The organism is Cognatiluteimonas telluris (assembly GCF_011320095.1).
GTDB classification, from domain to species: domain Bacteria; phylum Pseudomonadota; class Gammaproteobacteria; order Xanthomonadales; family Xanthomonadaceae; genus Cognatiluteimonas; species Cognatiluteimonas telluris.
Genome location: NZ_JAANOY010000010.1, coordinates 30,110 through 47,026, shown reverse-complemented (window position 1 = coordinate 47,026; position 16,917 = coordinate 30,110). Strand labels below are relative to the sequence as shown.

Here is a 16,917-nt window from a genome sequence, read left to right as displayed (position 1 = left end):
CTCCTGCGCGCCGCGTCGCTGAATGCGAATCCCGCTGTTTTTTCAGCGTTTTCCGGCCGAATCCTTCACCAGCGCCGAAGCTCTGCTGGCCTATAAGCTTGGCCATGAACGAACCCGTCCTGGTGATCGTCGACGACGATCGCAGCTTCGCGGCCAAGGCCGCGGACCTCGCCCGCAGCCGCGGCTTCGCCACCCATGTCGCGCATTCGGTCGCCGAATCCGAACGCTTCGCCGGCATGCCGCGCGACCTGAGCCTGCTGGACGTCGACCTGCCCGACGGCTCCGGCTTCGACGTGCTGGCGAAATTCGAGCCGCGCGATTACGAGAAGATCGTGCTCGTCACCGGCCAGCCGAGCGTGGAGTCGGCCGCGCGCGCGGTGTCGTCGCAGGTGTCCGATTACCTGACCAAACCGCTGAGCCTGGAGAAGCTGGACCAGTTGCTGCGCGAAGTGTCGCTGCGGGTCTCGCGACGCAGCGCGGCGGCCAGCGACAGCAACCTGGGGCTGATCGGCGAAAGCCGCGCGATCGAGCGCCTGCGCGCGGAGGTGCTCCGGATCGCGCCCTGTGACCTGCCGGTCCTGCTCACCGGCGAAACCGGCACCGGCAAGGAAGTCGTCGCGCGCGCGTTGCATCGCGCCAGCGGCCGGCCCGGCCCGCTGGTGGCGGTGAATTGCGGCGCGGTGGCGCCGGAACTGCTCGCCAGCCAGCTGTTCGGCCACGAGCGCGGCAGCTTCACCGGCGCCAACGCACGCCACATCGGCGTCTTCGAGCAGGCCCAGCACGGCACGCTGTTCCTGGACGAGATCGCCGAGATGCCGGCGCAGCTGCAGGTGTACCTGTTGCGCGTGCTCGAGTCCGGCGCGGTGACGCGGGTCGGTGGCCATGCCGAGATCACGGTGGCCGCGCGCGTCGTCGCCGCGACCAACCGTTATCCGCAATCGGCGATCGCCAATGGCCTGCTGCGCGAGGACCTGTATTACCGCCTGGCCGGGTACGAGATCGCGTTGCCGCCGCTGCGCGATCGCGATGACGACATCGCGCTGCTGGCGCAGGTGTTCCTGGACGAACTCAATGCCGCCAACGCGACCCGGCGGCGGATGGATTCCCGCTGCGCGCAGGCCATGCGCGAACACGGCTGGCCCGGCAACGTGCGCGAACTGCGCAGCGCCGTCGCGCGGGCCTACTTCGGGAGCGACGGCGAGCTGGTGTCGGTGTTTCCACAGCGCTGCGGCCCGGGCGCCGACGACGCCGCCCAACTGGTGTTCCGTGTCGGCATGAGCTATGCGGAAATGGAAACCGCGATGCTGCTCAAGACGCTTGCCCGGTTCGACGGCGACAAGCGCGCCGCCGCGGCCGCGCTGGGCGTGAGCACCCGCACCATCCACAACCAGCTGGCGCGACTGAAGCATGTCGCCGCCGACGGCGAGCCCGATGCCCCGGCACCGGCGCAGGCCGCCGCGCGCACGGCCTGAGCGCGGTCAGACTTCCACCGGCAGCTCGGTCGACGCCCACGCGTCCCGCCAGGCGCGTGCCGACCGGGCGCTGCGCGCGCCCTCGTCGTCCTGGCACTGCAGTTTTTCCCAGACGCGCCGCGCGGCGGGTGCCGCGCTGGCCCACGGGATGCGCGACCGGCCGCGGATGCGCTGGTAGGCGGCAAGGATGTCCGGCTCGATGCTGTCGAAGTCGCGTTCCGGGTAGGCGAGGTATGCATGGATGCCGACGCGGATCGCCGGCTCCCATTCGTGGAAGAGGAACACCAGCTCGCTGGTCGCGCTGCCTTCGAGTTGCTGCCAGCACGACAGCGCGGCATCGATGTCGATGAGCACCGCGCCGCTCGTGGCGTCGTCGCCCGCCGTCGTCGGGCGCCCTTCACGCTGCTCCATGTCGCTTCCTCCGGTTTCGACCCGCCGCCGGTGTCCCGGCGCCGCATCAGCGTTGCTGGCCTCCCCGCATCGATGCCCCGCCGGCCTCGTCCTGGATGTCGCGATCGCTGCCGGCACCGGCACGGCTGCGCTGGCTGCGGGCTTCGCCGCCCTTGCGTCCGGCCTGGCGCGCTTCCTCGGAGGTGAATTCGTGCGCATGTCCGCTGGCGTGCGCGGCGCGGCCGCCCGCGCTGGCGATCTGCCGCTGCTGCTGGGCATCCATGCCGGCGAAACCGCGTCCCTTGCTGCGACTGGCGTCGTCCTGGCTGGCGTGGTCGTGGTTGCGATTGGGCACGTCGTACTCCTGGTGTCGTTGCGGTGGGGTGCGTTGCTGTCGCCGGCGACGCGCGCCGATGGCAGTCCGGCTGCAGAAGCAGCAGCAACCTTCGTGCCAACCGGCGTCGCGCAGGGGCACGGGCGTGACGAAGGCGCGCAGGCGATCGGCGCGATGCCGGACGCTGTGCGCGTGCCGCGCGATGCGGCCGTGCGCCGGATCGGGAGGAAACAATTTCCACCACGAAGGAAAAAACATCACGCCACGAGCCCGTGCCGACGCAGGAAAGCTCGACGCTGACCGGCTGTCGCGCGCTTCGGCGCTGGCACGGGAATTGCGCCTTTCATCTCCCATCTCCAGCCCAACCACGGAGGAACGCCTCGTGCAGGACAACCACCCCGCCGCGTCGGCTGCACGTGAACTCAAGGCCGCCGCGCGCGACGCGCTACGGATGGGTTCGCAGTGGGCACACACCGCACTTCAATGGGTCGAGGACAGGAGCCACGACATGAATAACCGCACCCGCGGACCAGGGCAGTACGAGCGCGCGCAGTCCGATCGCCATTCCGCCTCCGGCTACGGCACGGGCGAGTACGCAAGCGGCGCCGGGCACGGCGCCGAGCCCGACCGCAACACGGCCCACCTGTCGGGTGGACACCAGGGCGAGCACGCCGATGCCGATCGCGACATCCAGTCGCGCTACGCGAGCGGCGGCTACGCGCAGCACAACCAGGGCCGCGAAGGCAGCTATCCGCAGGCGACGTCGTTGCCCCCCGGCGAGGATGGCGATCGTGGCCACGACTTCGGTTTCGGATCCCCGTCGCGGCCGGCACGCAGCAACCCGGCCTCGTGGGTGGGTCGCGGTAACGAGCGCGACATGGCGCGCGCAAGCCGCGGCGATGACCGCGGCGATGCCGGCCATCGCGGGTTCGACACCCGGGACGTGCCGCGGTTCTACGGCCAGGGCACTGCGGGCGATACCCACGCCACCACTGACGGCACCAGCGGCCTTGGCGGGTACAGCCAGGAGGGTTACGGCGATGCCTCCAGTTGGCGCGATCCGAGGAGCCGCGAATCCTGGCGCGCGCAAGATGTCACCGGGCAGGGCCTGGGCGAGCGCGGCTACGGCGTGCGTGGCGCGACCGGGGCCGGCCGCGGCGGCTATCGCGGCCTGGGGCCGAAGAACTACACGCGCTCGGACGAGCGCATCCGCGACGACCTCAACGAGCGCCTGACCGACTCGGACGAGATCGATGCCAGCGGCATCTCGGTCGACGTCAGCAACGGCGTGGCCACCCTCACCGGCACCGTGGAGCAGCGCTGGATGAAGCATCGCGCCGAGGACCTCGCCGAAGCCTGCAGCGGCGTGCGCGACGTCAACAACCAGATCCGGGTGACGAATGCCTCCTCCCGGCCGCAGGAAAGCCGCGGCGCGATGGGCACCAGCGCAACGCAGGGCAGCGGTCGGGCCGGTGCTTCGACAAGTCCCGGTGGCGGTGCCAGCGGCCTGGGCCATTCGGGCGGCGGCGGCAGCACGTCTCCCTCCGCAGGCAGTGCCTCGACGGGGACGTCGAACCTGTCCACCGGAGCGGGCAGCACGCCCGGAAGCAGCGCGCGCTCCAGCGGAAGTCCCGGCTCGACCGTGGCGTAAGTCCGGCATGCGCTGGCTCGTCGCCAGCGCCGCCACGACACGGCCTGCCATGCGTCAACGTCACCTGTTTACCCACGTCGTCTGTTCCGCTTCGCAAGTCCCCCACCAGGAGATTCCCATGAACACCAAGACCCGCACGCTCGTCCCGCTCTCGATCGCCATCGCGGCCTGCCTGTTCGCCGCCGGCTGCCACAACAACGTCCGCGATGCCGACGAGACCGGCATGCAGTCCAGCACGTCGACGTCCACCACCGGCAACGGGCAGGACAGCACCACGACGACGACCAGCACCACCACCAACGGCACCGACAGCACGACGACGACCAACACCCAGGGCGATACCACCCAGGACGATTCCGGCCAGGACACCACCAATCCACCGACCTCGCCGTAAGCAACGTCCCGTACTGATGGAGTAAGCACATGAAGAAGACTCTTTCCACCTGCGCATCGCTGGCCGGCGCATTGCTGCTCGGCGCGACGCTGCTCACCGGCTGCAACAAGGGCGAACAGACCGCGGACAACGGCACCGCAGCCGACACCACGCCCACCGCGCCCGCCCAGCCGGCAGGTGTTGCCGCCGACACGTCGGCCACGGCCACCACCGCCCCGACCGACAACACCACGCCGGCCGACGCGACCACCGGCACGACGATGGGCAATGCCAGCGACATGGGCACGGCCGACGACGCCAGCTCCGGCACGACCGACACCAATGGCGCGACCACCACGCCGCCGCCTGCGGACATGCCCCAGCCGACGACACCTCCGCAGGACGACAGCAACCAGGTCCAGAACGCTCCGGCGGACAACCCGGATGCCAATCCCTGATCGAAGACCATCCGCTATGCGCCGTCGATGACGGGCACGCGCAGGAGAGCGCCATGAAACCGCTACTGCATCCCTTCAGCATCACACCGCTGGCTGCCGCCCTGTTCATCGGCGGCACGCTGCTGGCGGCATCGGGTTGCAAGAAGAACGACAACAACACCGCCGCCGACACCACGGCGCCCGCGGAGACCGCGCCGCCGGCCGGCGCCACCACCACGCTGCCGGCCGAGAGCGCAAACGGCATGGACAACGGCATGGATGCCAACGGCATGCCCACCAACGCCAGCAGCGCCAATGCAATGGCCGGCGCCGAGGCCGGCGCCATGGCCGGCGCATCGGCGATGGATGCGCTGGCGTCCGGACCGGTCGAGGACACCCAGTTCTATACCCAGGCGATGATGGGCGGCCAGAAGGAAATCGCCGCCTCGCAGCTGGTCGAGCAACAGGGCAGCAACGCCGACGTCAAGAAGGCCGCCAGGAAGATCGAAAGCGACCACAAGGCGTTCGGCAAGAAGGTCGAAGCAGCGGCGGCTGGGAAGGTCACGCCACCGGCGTCGGAGAGCATCAGTACCATCGCGCTGGAGGGCAAGACCGGCGCGGACCTGGACAAGGCGTATGTCGACGAGATGGTGACCGATCACCAGAAGACGATCGCGATGTTCGAGAACGCGGCGAAGAACGCCAGCACCCCCGAGGCGAAGAAGCTCGCCGAGGCCGGCCTGCCGACGCTGCGCGATCACCTGAAGATGGTGCAGGACCTGCAGCAGAAGCTGGGCGCCAACCCGTAACGCGCCGATTGGGATCGCCGCGACGACAGCGACGCGCCGGCATCGAAGGATGCCGGCGCGTCGTCGTCCGGCCGGCCGGAAAGCGATGCTGGCGAACGCTTCATCGCAACTTCGCCAGCGAACCCTGCAATGCGGCGGCGAGTGCGGCATCGCCGTTGACCATGTCGGCCCATGCCAGTTCGAGTCCTTTGCGCCGGCCCTTTTCGACCAGTTTCAGGCCGTGCGGATCCAGCGTGAGCGTGTAGGCGCGATCCTCGATCATGACTTCGCGCCGCAATGGCTTGTCCAGTGGCGTCATGCGCCCTCCCAGGGTGATCGGCCGCTTTCGCAGCCGGTTTCGCAGCTGGTTTCGCGCTGCTTTCATTTCGCCGCGCACAGCATGGACCTGGCTCATCCACGTGGAGTGAACCCATGTCCGACAGCAAGCGTGAACTGACCACCCCCAACGGCGACGCGCGCTACGTGCGGCGCGATGAACAGGGTCGCTTCAAGGAATCCGACGACGTCGGCCGCTCGCTGGCGCAGGATCGGCGCAAAGACGCCAGGACCGAGGTGAAATCCGGGCAGGGCGATCGGGGCGACCAGGCGAAGCGGTAACCCGGAGCGGGCGGTGTGAGCAGTGGGATGCGTGCAGGACGCAACAATGGCGCGTGTTCCTGATTCAGGACCAACCGCCCCTGCTGGCGTCGGGCCGCGAATGGCGGCACGCACCTGAATGCGTGTCGCCGGATCCGGACCGTGATCCGCCGGGCTGTCGCATCGGTTGATACGCGAACCGGCCAGCATCGGGAATGGCCGCTCAGATTCGCCTGGATTTCAATGCCGGCTGCAAGGTTCAGCCGCGCGCCGGCGTGGGGCGGGATAATGCCGCGATGTCGCCATCGCCCTCCGCGCCGGCGGTCGATCCGGGCTTCCATCCCGCGGTCACCGCGTGGTTCCAACGCAGCTTTCCCGCGCCGACCCAGGCGCAGGCGCAGGCGTGGCCGGCGATCGCATCCAGCCGCAACACGCTGGTGGCGGCACCCACCGGCTCGGGCAAGACACTCACGGCCTTCCTTGCCGCGATCGACGCCCTGGTGCGCGAAGGCCTCGCGGGCGAGCTGCCCGATGTCACCCAGGTCGTCTACGTCTCGCCGCTGAAGGCGCTGTCCAACGACATCCACATCAACCTGGAGGCGCCGCTGCAGGGCATCCGCGACGAACTCGCGCGGCAGGGGCTGCCGGACGTCGAGATCCGCACCGCGGTACGTACCGGCGACACGCCGCAATCCGAGCGCGCGCGGCTGCGCAAATCGCCGCCGCACATCCTGGTCACGACGCCGGAATCGCTGTACGTGCTGCTGGGCTCGGAGTCCGGCCGCGCGATGCTGGCTTCGACCCGCACCGTCATCGTCGACGAGATCCACGCGATGGTGTCGAGCAAGCGCGGCAGCCACTTGGCGTTGTCGCTCGAGCGCCTGGAAGCGCTGTGCGGGCGACGGTTGACCCGGGTCGGGCTGTCGGCGACGCAGAAGCCCATCGATGACGTCGCGCGCTTCCTGGTCGGCAGCGCGGCGGTGGCGAACGACGGCACGCCCGACTGCGCGATCGTCGACATCGGCTACACCCGCCGGCGCGACCTGGCGCTCGAACTGCCGCCGGTGCCCCTGCAGCCGGTGATGTCCAACGAGCAGTGGGAGCTGGTGTACGCACGCGTGGCCGAACTGGTCGAGGCGCATCGCACCACGCTGGTGTTCGTCAACACCCGGCGCATGGCCGAGCGCGCATCGCGCCACCTGGCCGAACGCCTGGGCAAGGACGCCGTTGCCGCGCACCACGGCAGTTTGGCGAAGGAGCTGCGGCTGGATGCCGAGCAGCGGCTCAAGCGCGGTGATTTGAAGGTCCTTGTCGCGACCGCTTCGCTCGAGCTCGGCATCGACATCGGTGACGTCGACCTCGTCATCCAGCTCGGCTCACCGCGCTCGATCGCAGCGCTGCTGCAGCGCGTGGGCCGCGCCGGGCACCAGGTCGGCGGCGTGCCCAAGGGGCGGGTGTTCCCGCAGTCGCGCGAGGACCTGGTCGAATGCGCGGCGCTGCTGGATTGCGTGCGCCGTGGCGAGCTCGATGCGCTGATCATGCCGGTCGCGCCACTGGACGTGCTGGCGCAGCAGATCGTGGCCGAGGTCTCGGCCACCGAGTGGGGCGAGGACGCCCTGTACGACTGGACGCGGCGCGCGTGGCCCTATGCGCAGCTGCCGCGCAAGGACTTCGACGCCGTGGTGCGCATGCTGGCCGAAGGCTTCAGCACCCGCCGCGGGCAACGCGCCGGCTACCTGCATCGCGACGCCGTGCACAAACGCCTGCGCGGCCGCAAGGGTGGGCGGATGACCGCGGTGATGTCCGGCGGCACCATTCCCGACACCGGCGACTACAACGTCATCCTCGAGCCGCAGGCGACGACGATCGGCAACGTCAACGAAGACTTCGCGATCGAAAGCATGGCCGGCGACATCTTCCAGCTGGGCAACGCCAGTTACCGCATCCTGCGCGTCGAACCCGGGCGCGTGCGGGTCGAGGATGCCCAGGGCCTGCCGCCGAGCATTCCATTCTGGCTGGGCGAGGCGCCCGGACGCAGCGATGAACTCTCGATCGGCGTGTCGCGCCTGCGCAGCGAGATCGCCGCACGGCTGCCGCAGGGCGACGAAGCGGTGATCGCGTGGCTGGTGGACGAGGTGGGCATGGTGGCCGAAGCCGCACGCCAGCTGGTCGATTACTTCGCCCGCCAGCAGGCGTCGCTGGGGATGATGCCCACGCGCGAGACGCTGGCGATGGAGCGCTTCTTCGACGAATCCGGCGGCACCCAGCTGGTCATCCATTCGCCCTACGGCAGCCGCATCAACCGCGCCTGGGGGCTGGCGCTGCGCAAGCGCTTCTGCCGCACGTTCAACTTCGAACTGCAGGCGGCGGCCACCGAGAACGCGATCGTGCTGTCGCTGTCGACCAGCCACAGCTTCCCGCTGATCGAGGTCGCCCACTACCTGCATTCCAACAGCGCCTGCCACGTGCTGGTGCAGGCGTTGCTGGACGCGCCGCTGTTCGGCGCGCGCTGGCGCTGGAATGCGACCACCGCCCTGGCGCTGCCGCGTTTCATCGGCGGGAAGAAGGTCGCACCACAGCTGCAGCGGATGAAATCCGAGGACCTGCTGGCGACCGTCTTCCCCGATCAGGTCGCCTGCGCGGAGAACCTGGTTGGCGAACGCGAGGTCCCCGATCATCCGCTGGTCGCGCAGACGCTGGACGACTGCCTGCACGAAGCGATGGATGCCGAAGGCTGGCTGGCGTTGCTGCGCAAGCTCGAATCCGGCGAAGTCGGCATCGTCGCGCGTGACCTCACCGCGCCCTCGCCGTTCGCCGCCGAGGCGCTCAACGCCAAGCCCTATGCCTTCCTCGACGACGCGCCACTGGAGGAGCGGCGCACGCAGGCGGTGATGAGCCGCCGCTACGGCGATGCCGAGAGCGCTGATGACCTCGGGCGGCTGGATCCGGGCGCGATCGAGTCGGTGCGCGAACAGGCCTGGCCGCAGGTGCGCGACGCCGACGAGATGCACGACGCGCTGATGGGACTGGGCTGCGTCACCGGGGACGAAGCGCAGGCCAACGGCTGGGGCCAACTGCTGCATGGCCTGGCCAGGGCCCATCGCGCGACACGGCTGCGCCCCTTTCCCGTCCGGACAGGGGTTGGGGTGAGGGCGCGTCGAAGCGGGAACGCGCCGCTTGCGAATGGCATCGCCGAAGCACCTCAAGACGCGCCGATCCGCGAATCCTGCACGGGCCAGCGTTCAATCGCCGGAGATGAAGAAAGCAGCCTCTGGTTCGCCGCCGAACGCCTGCCACAGGCCCGGGTGCTGTATCCGGATGCCGCGTGCGTGCCGCCTATCGAGGCGCCGGCGGAGTTCGCCGACCAGGTCTGGCCGCGCGATACCGCCGCACTCGAACTCGTGCGCGCGCGCATGACCGGGCTGGGCCCGACCACCGCCGATGCGCTGGCGACATCGCTCGTGCTCGCACGCGCCGACATCGACCTGGCGCTGCTCGCGCTGGAGACCGAGGGTTACGTCATGCGTGGCCGCTTCACCGCCGCCGCCTGTGCCGACAGCGCCAGCGAGGAGGAATGGTGCGAACGCCACCTGCTCGCGCGCATCCATCGCTACACCATCGGCAGGCTGCGACGCGAGATCGAACCGGTCGAACCGCGCGACTTCATGCGCTTCCTGCTCGACTGGCAGCGCGTGTCCGCATCCACGCGCGTGAGCGGGCCGGAGGCTCTGGCTGGCGTGCTCGCGCAGCTGGAGGGCTTCGAGGCGGCTGCTGGCGCTTGGGAAACCGAACTGCTGCCGGCGCGGGTGAGCGACTACGCGATTTCCTGGCTCGACGACCTGTGCACCGCCGGGCGCGTGGCCTGGACGCGGCTGCGAGGTGCGAGCACCCAGGCCGAGAGCGGTGGCCGCGCCGCGCCGGTGCGCGCGACGCCGATCGTGCTGCTGCCGCGGCGGCAACTGGCGCTGTGGACGCGGCTGAGCGCCGGCCAGCGCGAAGAGGCGCCCGCGCTGTCGTCGCGCGCGCAGAAAGTGGCCGACGTCCTGCACGACCATGGCGCCTCGTTCTTCGACGAACTCGTTGGCGAGGCGCACCTGCTGCGCACCGAACTGGAGGACGCGCTGGCCGAACTCGTCGCCCGCGGACGCGTGCACTGCGACAGCTTCGCCGGGCTTCGCGCGCTGCTGGTGCCGCAGTCCAAACGGCCGTCCAACCATGCGCGCCGTGGGCGGCGGATGGCGCTGCTCGGGATCGAGGATGCCGGTCGCTGGACCTTGACGCGACGCGCGGGTGTCACCACTGCCGATCGGGGTGTTGGCGACGGCGCGAATCCGCTGGCGATGGATCCATCTCGCGGCGCAAGCGCGCCATCGCCAAACCCCCGCCTGCGCGCAAGCAACGACAGGAAGCACGCGCCCGCCGCCGAGGACGTCGAACACGTCGCCCGTACCCTGCTGCGCCGCTATGGCGTCGTCTGCTGGCGGCTGCTCGAGCGCGAAGCGGCATGGCTGCCGCCGTGGCGGGACTTGCTGCGCGTGTACCACCGCCTGGAAGCCCGCGGCGAAATCCGCGGCGGGCGTTTCGTGTCGGGACTCAGTGGCGAGCAGTTCGCGCTGCCGGAAGCGATCGCGTCGCTGCGCGGCGTCCGCAAGCGCGAGCATGATGGGGCGATGCTGGCGCTGTCGGCGCTGGATCCCCTGAACCTGGTCGGCACCCTGCTGCCCGGCGCAAAGCTGCCACGCCAGCCCGGCGCGCGCTTCGTCCTGCGCGACGGCCTGCCATTGGCGACGCTGGTGGCGGGCCAGGTGGAATTCCTCGCAGGCCTGTCGCCCGAAGAGCAGCGCGCCGCGCGCAAGCTGCTGCTGCGCGAGCCGGATTCGCACCTGCCGCTTGCAACCCTTTCCCCGGGCATCGCCTTGCGCTAGGCCCGCGCGCGAGCGTGGTTCGCACAGTGCACGCAAGCGGTCTTCAACCGGCGTCCACGACCGCGACGGATGATGCGCCATGGCCACGCGCAGAGCCGCGCCTCGCAAAGCTCGTGCACCGCGCAAACGCGCGGTCCCGTGGCGGAAACACGCGTCAGTACATTTCGTACTCGAGCTGGAAGCGCACCGTGACATCCGGCGCGGCCTGGTTCATTCCGCCGAGCACGGCGGCGTTGTAGCCGAACTTGTCGCCGCCGGGCAGTCGCTTCACGCCGAACAGCGCCGGACCGAGGATGTGCGAATCATCGTCGCCCAGGTGGTCCATGGTGCCCAGCCCGCCGAAGCCCTGCACGCCGAATTCCAGCGCCTCGTTGCCGCGCCACTTCACCTGCCAGGAGTAGTCCAGTTCGGTGTCGCCGCCGGCGCCATGCCCGACTTCGTGCTCGAAGAAGAGGTTGAGGTTGGCGACCGTGGGGCCGACTTCCTTCTGGAACATCGGCCCGATCTTGATCTCATCCGGACCGGCGGCGAAGCTGTGCTCGTATTCGGCGAACAGCCCGACGTCGGCCCAGTGTTTGCCCTGCTCGGTCAGCACGAACACGTTCTCCCATTCCCAACCTTCCAGCGCGCCACGGTTGCCATCCTCGGAGGCGTATTCAAGCACCGCTTCGGTCCGCCACCAGTTGGTGACGCCATAGCCGACATCGAACACGAACGCATGCTCCTGCGGCGCGCGATCGAAATCTCGCCAGCCGCCGCGGAATTCGAATTCGGTTTCGCCCTGCTCCACCACAGGCGCATACACGGTGTCGGCGGCACCGGCGAAGACCATGGGGCTCAGCGGAGCCAGGCTCGACAGCAGCAGGGCTTGCAGCAACAGGTGGCGCTTGGAAGTCATGTGGTTTCGTCAGGTTGAGCGAAGGGAACGGGCGCGCTGGCGCGCGCCCGGGGTGGGTGGAAACGGGGGTTGCCTGGCGCTTACCTGGCGATCAGCGCGCCCTGCGCGGTGTCCATGTGGAACTCGCCGAAGAACGGATAGCGGCCCGGCTTCAGCGGACCGACGTAGACCTGGATCGTGCCCTTGCCGGTGACGACCTTCTCGCGATTGAGCTCGTGGCTTTCGAACTCTTCCGGCGTCGCGTCCTCATTGACCACCAGCAGCTTGATCTTGGTGTTGGCCGGCACCGCGAGCTCGGCGGGGACGAAACGATGGTTGCGGATCACCAGCGTGATTTCCGGCGGCGACGCCGCCTGCACGGCCGAGGCCAGCAACAGCGCGGGCAGCAGGCACGACCATGGGGCATGTTTGGACACGCGCGAATCCTCAGGCGGTTGGATCAGGGAGGGCGGAGACGACGGGCGCCGAGCGCGGCGCGGCCAGGCGCGCGCCGCCGCTCAACAGCACCACGACCGTGAGGTAGAACAGCACCTGCATGCCACTGGGCTGGGCGCTGTAACCGATCAGCGCGTGCAGGGCGTGCCCCAGCCACACGTCGTCGGCCAGCAGCCAGCTGCTGTCCCACAGCGGATCGGCGAAGGTCGGCAGCACGTCGGCCTGGGTCAGGAAGCCGGCCGCGGCGGCGGCCAGCCCCGCCGCCAGCAGGATCAGCAGTCCATTGGTGGCGCGGAAGAAATGCCGCATCGGAATCCGCAGCAGGCCGGCGTACATGCCCACCCCGACCGCAACGCCGCTGAGCAGGCCGAGCACGCCGCCACTGACGAGGTCGGCCGAGGCCGAGCCGCCGGCGACCATGCCGTAACCGAACAGCACCACTTCGGAGCCTTCGCGCAGGACCGCAAGCGCGACGACGATCATCAGCGCCGTCATCGGCCGCCGTCCGGCGGAGACGTCGTCGCCGAAGCGTCCGGCCTCGGCCGCCAGCGCGCGGCCGTGGCGAGCCATCCACACCACGTGCCAGCCGATCATCGCGGCGGCCGCGAGCAGCACGCCAGCGTTGAACCATTCCTGGCCCATGCCGCTCATGGCCTCGGCCAGGCGCCCGGCGCAGGCAGCAACCACGCCGGCCCCGGCGCAGCCCACGGCCAGGCCCGAGCCGATCCAGCGCCAGCGTCCGGGGACGCCACGGGTCGCGGCGGCCACGATGCTGACGATCATCGCCGCCTCGAGCACCTCGCGGAACACCAGGATCCAGATCGCGAACATGACGCCTCCCGAACAATGGTGCGAATGATAACGGTTATCATTACGTCATTGCAAGCGGGGAGCACGCGCGGCGGCCGTCCTCAGGCCGAAGCCACGCCCTGCTCCAGCGTCACCGCGACGGCATGCACCACCGCGGCGATCTTCAACGTGCTCTGCACGCCCTGGGCGCTGATGTCGTGTTCGCGAACCACGCGCTCGTGCGAATCCAGGCACGCGCCGCAGCCATTGATCGCCGACACCGCCAGCGACGCCAGCTCGAAGGTGATCTTGTCCAGCCCGGAATTGGCGATGACGTTCATCCGCAGCCCGGTGCGCAGGGTGCCGTATTCGTCGTTGTGGATCAGGTGCGTGGCGCGGTAGTAGATGTTGTTCATCGCCATCATCGCCGCCGCCGCGCGCGCACCGGAGATCTCTTCGGGCGACAAGTGCTCGGCCGCGAACGTCTCCAGCGCGCTGACCAGCGGCGCGTGCCGCGCGGCGATCGAGGATGCCAGCGCGATCGCGCGCACCTGCTTGCCGTCCAGTCCCGTGGCGCCGGTGTCGCTGAGCACGGAGTCGAGGTTGAGCTTGAGGTCCTTGGCGTAATCGGGAAGCGTGTTGCGCAGCTCGGTGAGGTTCATGGGGGACTCCTGTTCCAGGTTCGATGCCGCAGGAAACGATGCTTTGAAAAAGCAAAGGCGGCCGAAGCCGCCTTTGCACCCGCGCGACCGGGGGAGGGGGGACCGCCAGGGAGGGAGCGGTGTTGTCGCGCTGGCAAACGGGGCGCCTAACCGACCTTGAGCGTGTCTTCGCCCTTGTGCCAGTTGCACGGGCAAAGCTCGTCGGTTTGCAGCGCATCGAGCACGCGCAGCACTTCTTCCGGGTTGCGGCCGACGCTGCCGGCGGTGACGTAAACGAACTGGATCACGCCATCGGGATCGACGATGAAGGTCGCGCGCTGCGCCACGCCGTCATCGCCCAGGACGCCCAGCGCGGACACCAGCTCGCGCTTGATGTCGGCCAGCATCGGGAACGGCAGCGCGTTGAGGTCCTTGTGGTGCGTGCGCCAGGCGTGGTGCACGAACTCGCTGTCGGTCGAACCGGTCAGCAGCTGCGCGTCACGGTCGGCGAAGGCCTGGTTGAGCTTGGCGAAGCCGGTGATCTCGGTCGGGCAGACGAAGGTGAAGTCCTTGGGGTAGAAGAACACCACCAGCCACTTGCCCTTGTAGGTGTTGTTGTCGATGTCGACGAAGGCGGTGTTGAGGTCGTTGGAAACGGTCGCCTTGAGGTTGAACTGGGGGAATTTCTGGCCGACGGTCAGCATCGTGGATGGACTCCTGTCTGGGGGTGGTCGCCCTGGCGGGCTGGAGGGGTACGCCGGCTAGTCTGCGCGGCGGGGTTTGATTGGGGAAATGGATTGTTCCTATCATATCGATAGCCTGGCCTTATGGCCTGCGACGGACGCACGTCCTTGGGGGAGCGATGAACCTGCGTGACCTGCGATATCTGGTCGCCCTGGCCGATCACAAGCATTTCGGCCGCGCGGCCGAGGCGAGCTTCGTCAGCCAGCCGACGCTGTCCACCCAGATCCGCAAGCTCGAGGAAGAGCTGGGCGTGTCGCTGGTCGAGCGTGCGCCGCGCCGCGTGATGCTGACGCCGGTGGGGCGCGAGATCGCGGAACGCGCGCGCCGGATCGTCGCCGACGTCGCCCAGATGGGCGAGGTCGCGCGCCGCAGTCGCGACCCCGAAGCCGGCAGCGTGCGCCTGGGCGTGTTCCCCACGCTCGCGCCCTACCTGTTGCCGCACGTGCTGCCGGGCGTGCGCGCGCGCTTCCCGCGGCTGGAACTGCTGCTGGTGGAGGAAAAGACCGACGCGATCCTGGCGCGCCTGCGCGATGGGCGGCTGGACGCCGGCATCCTCGCCCTGCCCGTGCACGACGACCAGTTGCATGTCGAGCCGCTGTTCGAGGAGCCCTTCGTGCTCGCGGTGCCGCAGGCGCACCGGCTGGCCAGCCGCGACGCGCCACTGGTGCTGGCCGACCTCGACCACGAACCGCTGCTGCTGCTGGAAGAAGGCCATTGCCTGCGCGACCAGGCGCTGGACGTGTGCCGCCTGGCCGGGGCCAACGAGCGCGACGGCTTCCGCGCCACCAGCCTGGAAACGCTGCGGCAGATGGTCGCCGCCGGTGTCGGCAGCACGCTGCTGCCGCTGCTCGCGGTGCAGCCGCCGGTGCCGCCGTCGCCGGACATCCGCCTGCTGGCGTTCCGCGGCAAGCCGCCGAGCCGCTCGCTGGCGATGGTGTGGCGGCGCAGCTCGGCGATGGGGGGCTTCCTGCAGCAACTGGCCGATCAGTTCCGCAAGGTCGATCCGGCGCTGTTGCGGACGCTGCCGACCGCCGATGCGGCTGTAGCGGCAGGTCAGCGGAAGCGGGCTTCGCACGGCCGGCGGGGCAAGCCATGAGCCTGCGCGGCTGGATGTGGCTGGCGCTGGCGTTGTCGGCGCTGGGCTGGTGGTATTCGCCGCTGTCGCCGCGGGTGCCGGCGGTCGCCGCCCCGGCACCGGGCGCAGTGGCTCGCTGCCCGATGCCGCCGCGGCTGGATGCCGATGCCCCGCCGCTGCAGTCGCCGGTTCCACGCTCGCTGGGACTGTTTCCGCTGGCGGTGGCGCAATTGCAGCCGCTGGCCGGCTTCAGCGTCCGTGCGCGCGTGCTGTCGCGCGAGGATTACCACTTCGGGCGCGAGTCACAGCTGTCGCCCACCGACCTGGCGCTGGGCTGGGGGCGCATGGTCGACGATGCCGTCCTCTCGCACTTGTCGATCCGCCAGTCCTCGCGCTGGTACGAATATCGCTGGCGCGGAGACCCGCCGCTTCCGGCCCCGGAGATCGCGCGGTCCAGCGCAAACATGCACATGATTCCCGCCGACGCCGAGGTCGCCGCCCGATTGCATCGCGTGCGCGAAGGCGACCGGATCCGGGTCGATGGCTGGCTGGTGGAAGCCGACGCGCCCGATGGCTGGCACTGGCGCAGCTCGCTGACCCGCGACGACGTCGGCGGCGGCGCCTGCGAGGTCGTCTACGTCTGCGCGATCACGCCGTTGTAGCGAAAGAAGATCCGGTTCGGCAGCCGCGCGACGGGCGTGCTTACGGCGCGAGCCCGACCGGGCAGCTCACGCCGGTGCCGCCGAGGCCGCAATAGCCACGCGGATTCTTCGACAGGTATTGCTGGTGCTCGTCCTCGGCGTAGTAGAACGTTGGTGCCGGATACATGATCTGAGTCGTGATCTTCCCCAGTCCCGCGTCCTCCAGTCGCTGCTGGTAGGCATCGCGGCTGGCGATCGCCGCGTCGTATTGCGCCTGCGTGTCGCAATGGATGGCCGAGCGGTACTGGGTGCCGGCGTCGTTGCCCTGGCGCATGCCCTGGGTGGGGTCGTGGCTTTCCCAGAACGTGGCCAGCAGCTGCCCGAACGACACCAGCGCCGGATCGAACACCACCAGCACCACTTCCGCATGGCCGGTCTGGCCGCTGCAGACTTCGCGGTAGTCGGCATTGGGGGTGTACCCGCCGGCGTAGCCCGCCGCGGTGGTCACGACGCCCGGGATCGACCAGAACTTGCGCTCGGCGCCCCAGAAACACCCCATGCCGAATTGCACCCGCTGCATGCCGGCGAAGTCGTCGCGCAGCGGCCGCCCGTGCACGTGGTGCCGGTTGTGCAGGGGCCGCCCGGCCGCGCGGCCGGGCAAAGCGTCCTCCGCACGCGGCATGCGCTGCTTGTCAGCACCGATCGCCAGGCTGGACAGTCCGAACAT

18 protein-coding genes are annotated in these 16,917 nt (G+C 69.5%); 9 read left to right on the top strand and 9 right to left on the bottom strand.

Translation table 11 applies throughout. The features are described 5' to 3' along the window. The first annotated feature begins 104 nt into the window (after positions 1-104). Positions 105-1,472 (top strand): sigma-54-dependent transcriptional regulator, encoded by a 1,368-nt coding sequence (locus tag G7B67_RS07345; RefSeq protein WP_166210193.1) that lies wholly within the window; start codon positions 105-107, stop codon positions 1,470-1,472. A gap of 6 nt (positions 1,473-1,478) precedes the next feature. Here G7B67_RS07345 and G7B67_RS07340 read toward each other — a convergent pair whose 3' ends face one another. Together G7B67_RS07340 and G7B67_RS13570 are read right to left on the bottom strand one after the other, a co-directional pair. Next, positions 1,479-1,883 carry a hypothetical protein gene (locus G7B67_RS07340; RefSeq protein ID WP_166210190.1) on the bottom strand — a complete coding sequence of 135 codons (405 nt, stop codon included), beginning with the start codon at positions 1,881-1,883 and terminating at the stop codon, positions 1,479-1,481. Positions 1,884-1,929: 46 nt separating this feature from the next. Next, positions 1,930-2,145: a KGG domain-containing protein gene (locus tag G7B67_RS13570; protein ID WP_166210261.1), complete on the bottom strand. Its 216-nt coding sequence runs from the start codon at positions 2,143-2,145 to the stop codon at positions 1,930-1,932. Positions 2,146-2,704: 559 nt separating this feature from the next. Between G7B67_RS13570 and G7B67_RS07330 the strand changes: the two genes are divergently transcribed. The 4 genes from G7B67_RS07330 to G7B67_RS07315 all read left to right on the top strand — a co-directional run bounded on the left by G7B67_RS07330 (position 2,705) and on the right by G7B67_RS07315 (position 5,466). Then, on the top strand, positions 2,705-3,847 hold the full coding sequence (locus tag G7B67_RS07330; RefSeq protein ID WP_166210187.1) for a BON domain-containing protein: 1,143 nt from the start codon (positions 2,705-2,707) through the stop codon (positions 3,845-3,847). Between the two features lie 118 nt (positions 3,848-3,965). Further along, the gene (locus G7B67_RS07325; protein ID WP_166210184.1) at positions 3,966-4,241 is read left to right on the top strand and encodes a hypothetical protein; all 276 of its coding nucleotides are present in this window, start codon (positions 3,966-3,968) and stop codon (positions 4,239-4,241) included. Positions 4,242-4,270: 29 nt separating this feature from the next. Next, entirely contained in the window at positions 4,271-4,678 is a 408-nt protein-coding gene (locus tag G7B67_RS07320; RefSeq protein ID WP_166210181.1) for a hypothetical protein, read from the top strand. A 53-nt stretch (positions 4,679-4,731) separates the two neighbouring features. Then, a complete protein-coding gene (locus G7B67_RS07315; protein WP_166210178.1) occupies positions 4,732-5,466 on the top strand; it encodes a DUF4142 domain-containing protein in 735 nt (244 codons plus the stop codon). 100 nt (positions 5,467-5,566) lie between these two features. On the opposite strand, the gene G7B67_RS07310 is transcribed toward G7B67_RS07315, so the two are convergent. Beyond that, the gene (locus G7B67_RS07310) at positions 5,567-5,764 is read right to left on the bottom strand and encodes a hypothetical protein (protein ID WP_166210175.1); all 198 of its coding nucleotides are present in this window, start codon (positions 5,762-5,764) and stop codon (positions 5,567-5,569) included. 113 nt (positions 5,765-5,877) lie between these two features. Between G7B67_RS07310 and G7B67_RS07305 the strand changes: the two genes are divergently transcribed. Both G7B67_RS07305 and G7B67_RS07300 read left to right on the top strand, forming a co-directional pair. Beyond that, positions 5,878-6,063 carry a hypothetical protein gene (locus G7B67_RS07305; RefSeq protein ID WP_166210173.1) on the top strand — a complete coding sequence of 62 codons (186 nt, stop codon included), beginning with the start codon at positions 5,878-5,880 and terminating at the stop codon, positions 6,061-6,063. Between the two features lie 275 nt (positions 6,064-6,338). Then, the gene (locus tag G7B67_RS07300) at positions 6,339-10,967 is read left to right on the top strand and encodes a DEAD/DEAH box helicase (protein WP_166210170.1); all 4,629 of its coding nucleotides are present in this window, start codon (positions 6,339-6,341) and stop codon (positions 10,965-10,967) included. A 154-nt stretch (positions 10,968-11,121) separates the two neighbouring features. Here G7B67_RS07300 and G7B67_RS07295 read toward each other — a convergent pair whose 3' ends face one another. The 5 genes from G7B67_RS07295 to G7B67_RS07275 form a co-directional block, all read right to left on the bottom strand. Beyond that, positions 11,122-11,865: a hypothetical protein gene (locus G7B67_RS07295; RefSeq protein ID WP_166210167.1), complete on the bottom strand. Its 744-nt coding sequence runs from the start codon at positions 11,863-11,865 to the stop codon at positions 11,122-11,124. 80 nt (positions 11,866-11,945) lie between these two features. Then, a complete protein-coding gene (locus G7B67_RS07290; protein WP_166210164.1) occupies positions 11,946-12,281 on the bottom strand; it encodes a cupredoxin domain-containing protein in 336 nt (111 codons plus the stop codon). Positions 12,282-12,291: 10 nt separating this feature from the next. Then, positions 12,292-13,131: an FTR1 family iron permease gene (locus tag G7B67_RS07285; RefSeq protein WP_166210161.1), complete on the bottom strand. Its 840-nt coding sequence runs from the start codon at positions 13,129-13,131 to the stop codon at positions 12,292-12,294. Positions 13,132-13,211: 80 nt separating this feature from the next. Then, positions 13,212-13,751, bottom strand: coding sequence for an alkylhydroperoxidase, AhpD family (ahpD, locus tag G7B67_RS07280; RefSeq protein WP_166210158.1), 540 nt, complete (start codon positions 13,749-13,751; stop codon positions 13,212-13,214). Between the two features lie 146 nt (positions 13,752-13,897). Continuing rightward, complete coding sequence (locus G7B67_RS07275; RefSeq protein WP_166210155.1) at positions 13,898-14,434, bottom strand: peroxiredoxin; 537 nt, start codon at positions 14,432-14,434, stop codon at positions 13,898-13,900. 158 nt (positions 14,435-14,592) lie between these two features. Here G7B67_RS07275 and G7B67_RS07270 point away from each other — a divergent pair, with 158 nt between their 5' ends. Both G7B67_RS07270 and G7B67_RS07265 read left to right on the top strand, forming a co-directional pair. Then, positions 14,593-15,570, top strand: coding sequence for a LysR substrate-binding domain-containing protein (locus G7B67_RS07270; protein WP_166210152.1), 978 nt, complete (start codon positions 14,593-14,595; stop codon positions 15,568-15,570). After that, entirely contained in the window at positions 15,567-16,211 is a 645-nt protein-coding gene (locus G7B67_RS07265; RefSeq protein ID WP_166210149.1) for a hypothetical protein, read from the top strand. The genes G7B67_RS07270 and G7B67_RS07265 overlap by 4 nt, the downstream gene beginning before the upstream one ends. Positions 16,212-16,251: 40 nt before the next feature. Here G7B67_RS07265 and msrA read toward each other — a convergent pair whose 3' ends face one another. Further along, a complete protein-coding gene (gene msrA, locus G7B67_RS07260) occupies positions 16,252-16,917 on the bottom strand; it encodes a peptide-methionine (S)-S-oxide reductase MsrA (RefSeq protein ID WP_166210146.1) in 666 nt (221 codons plus the stop codon).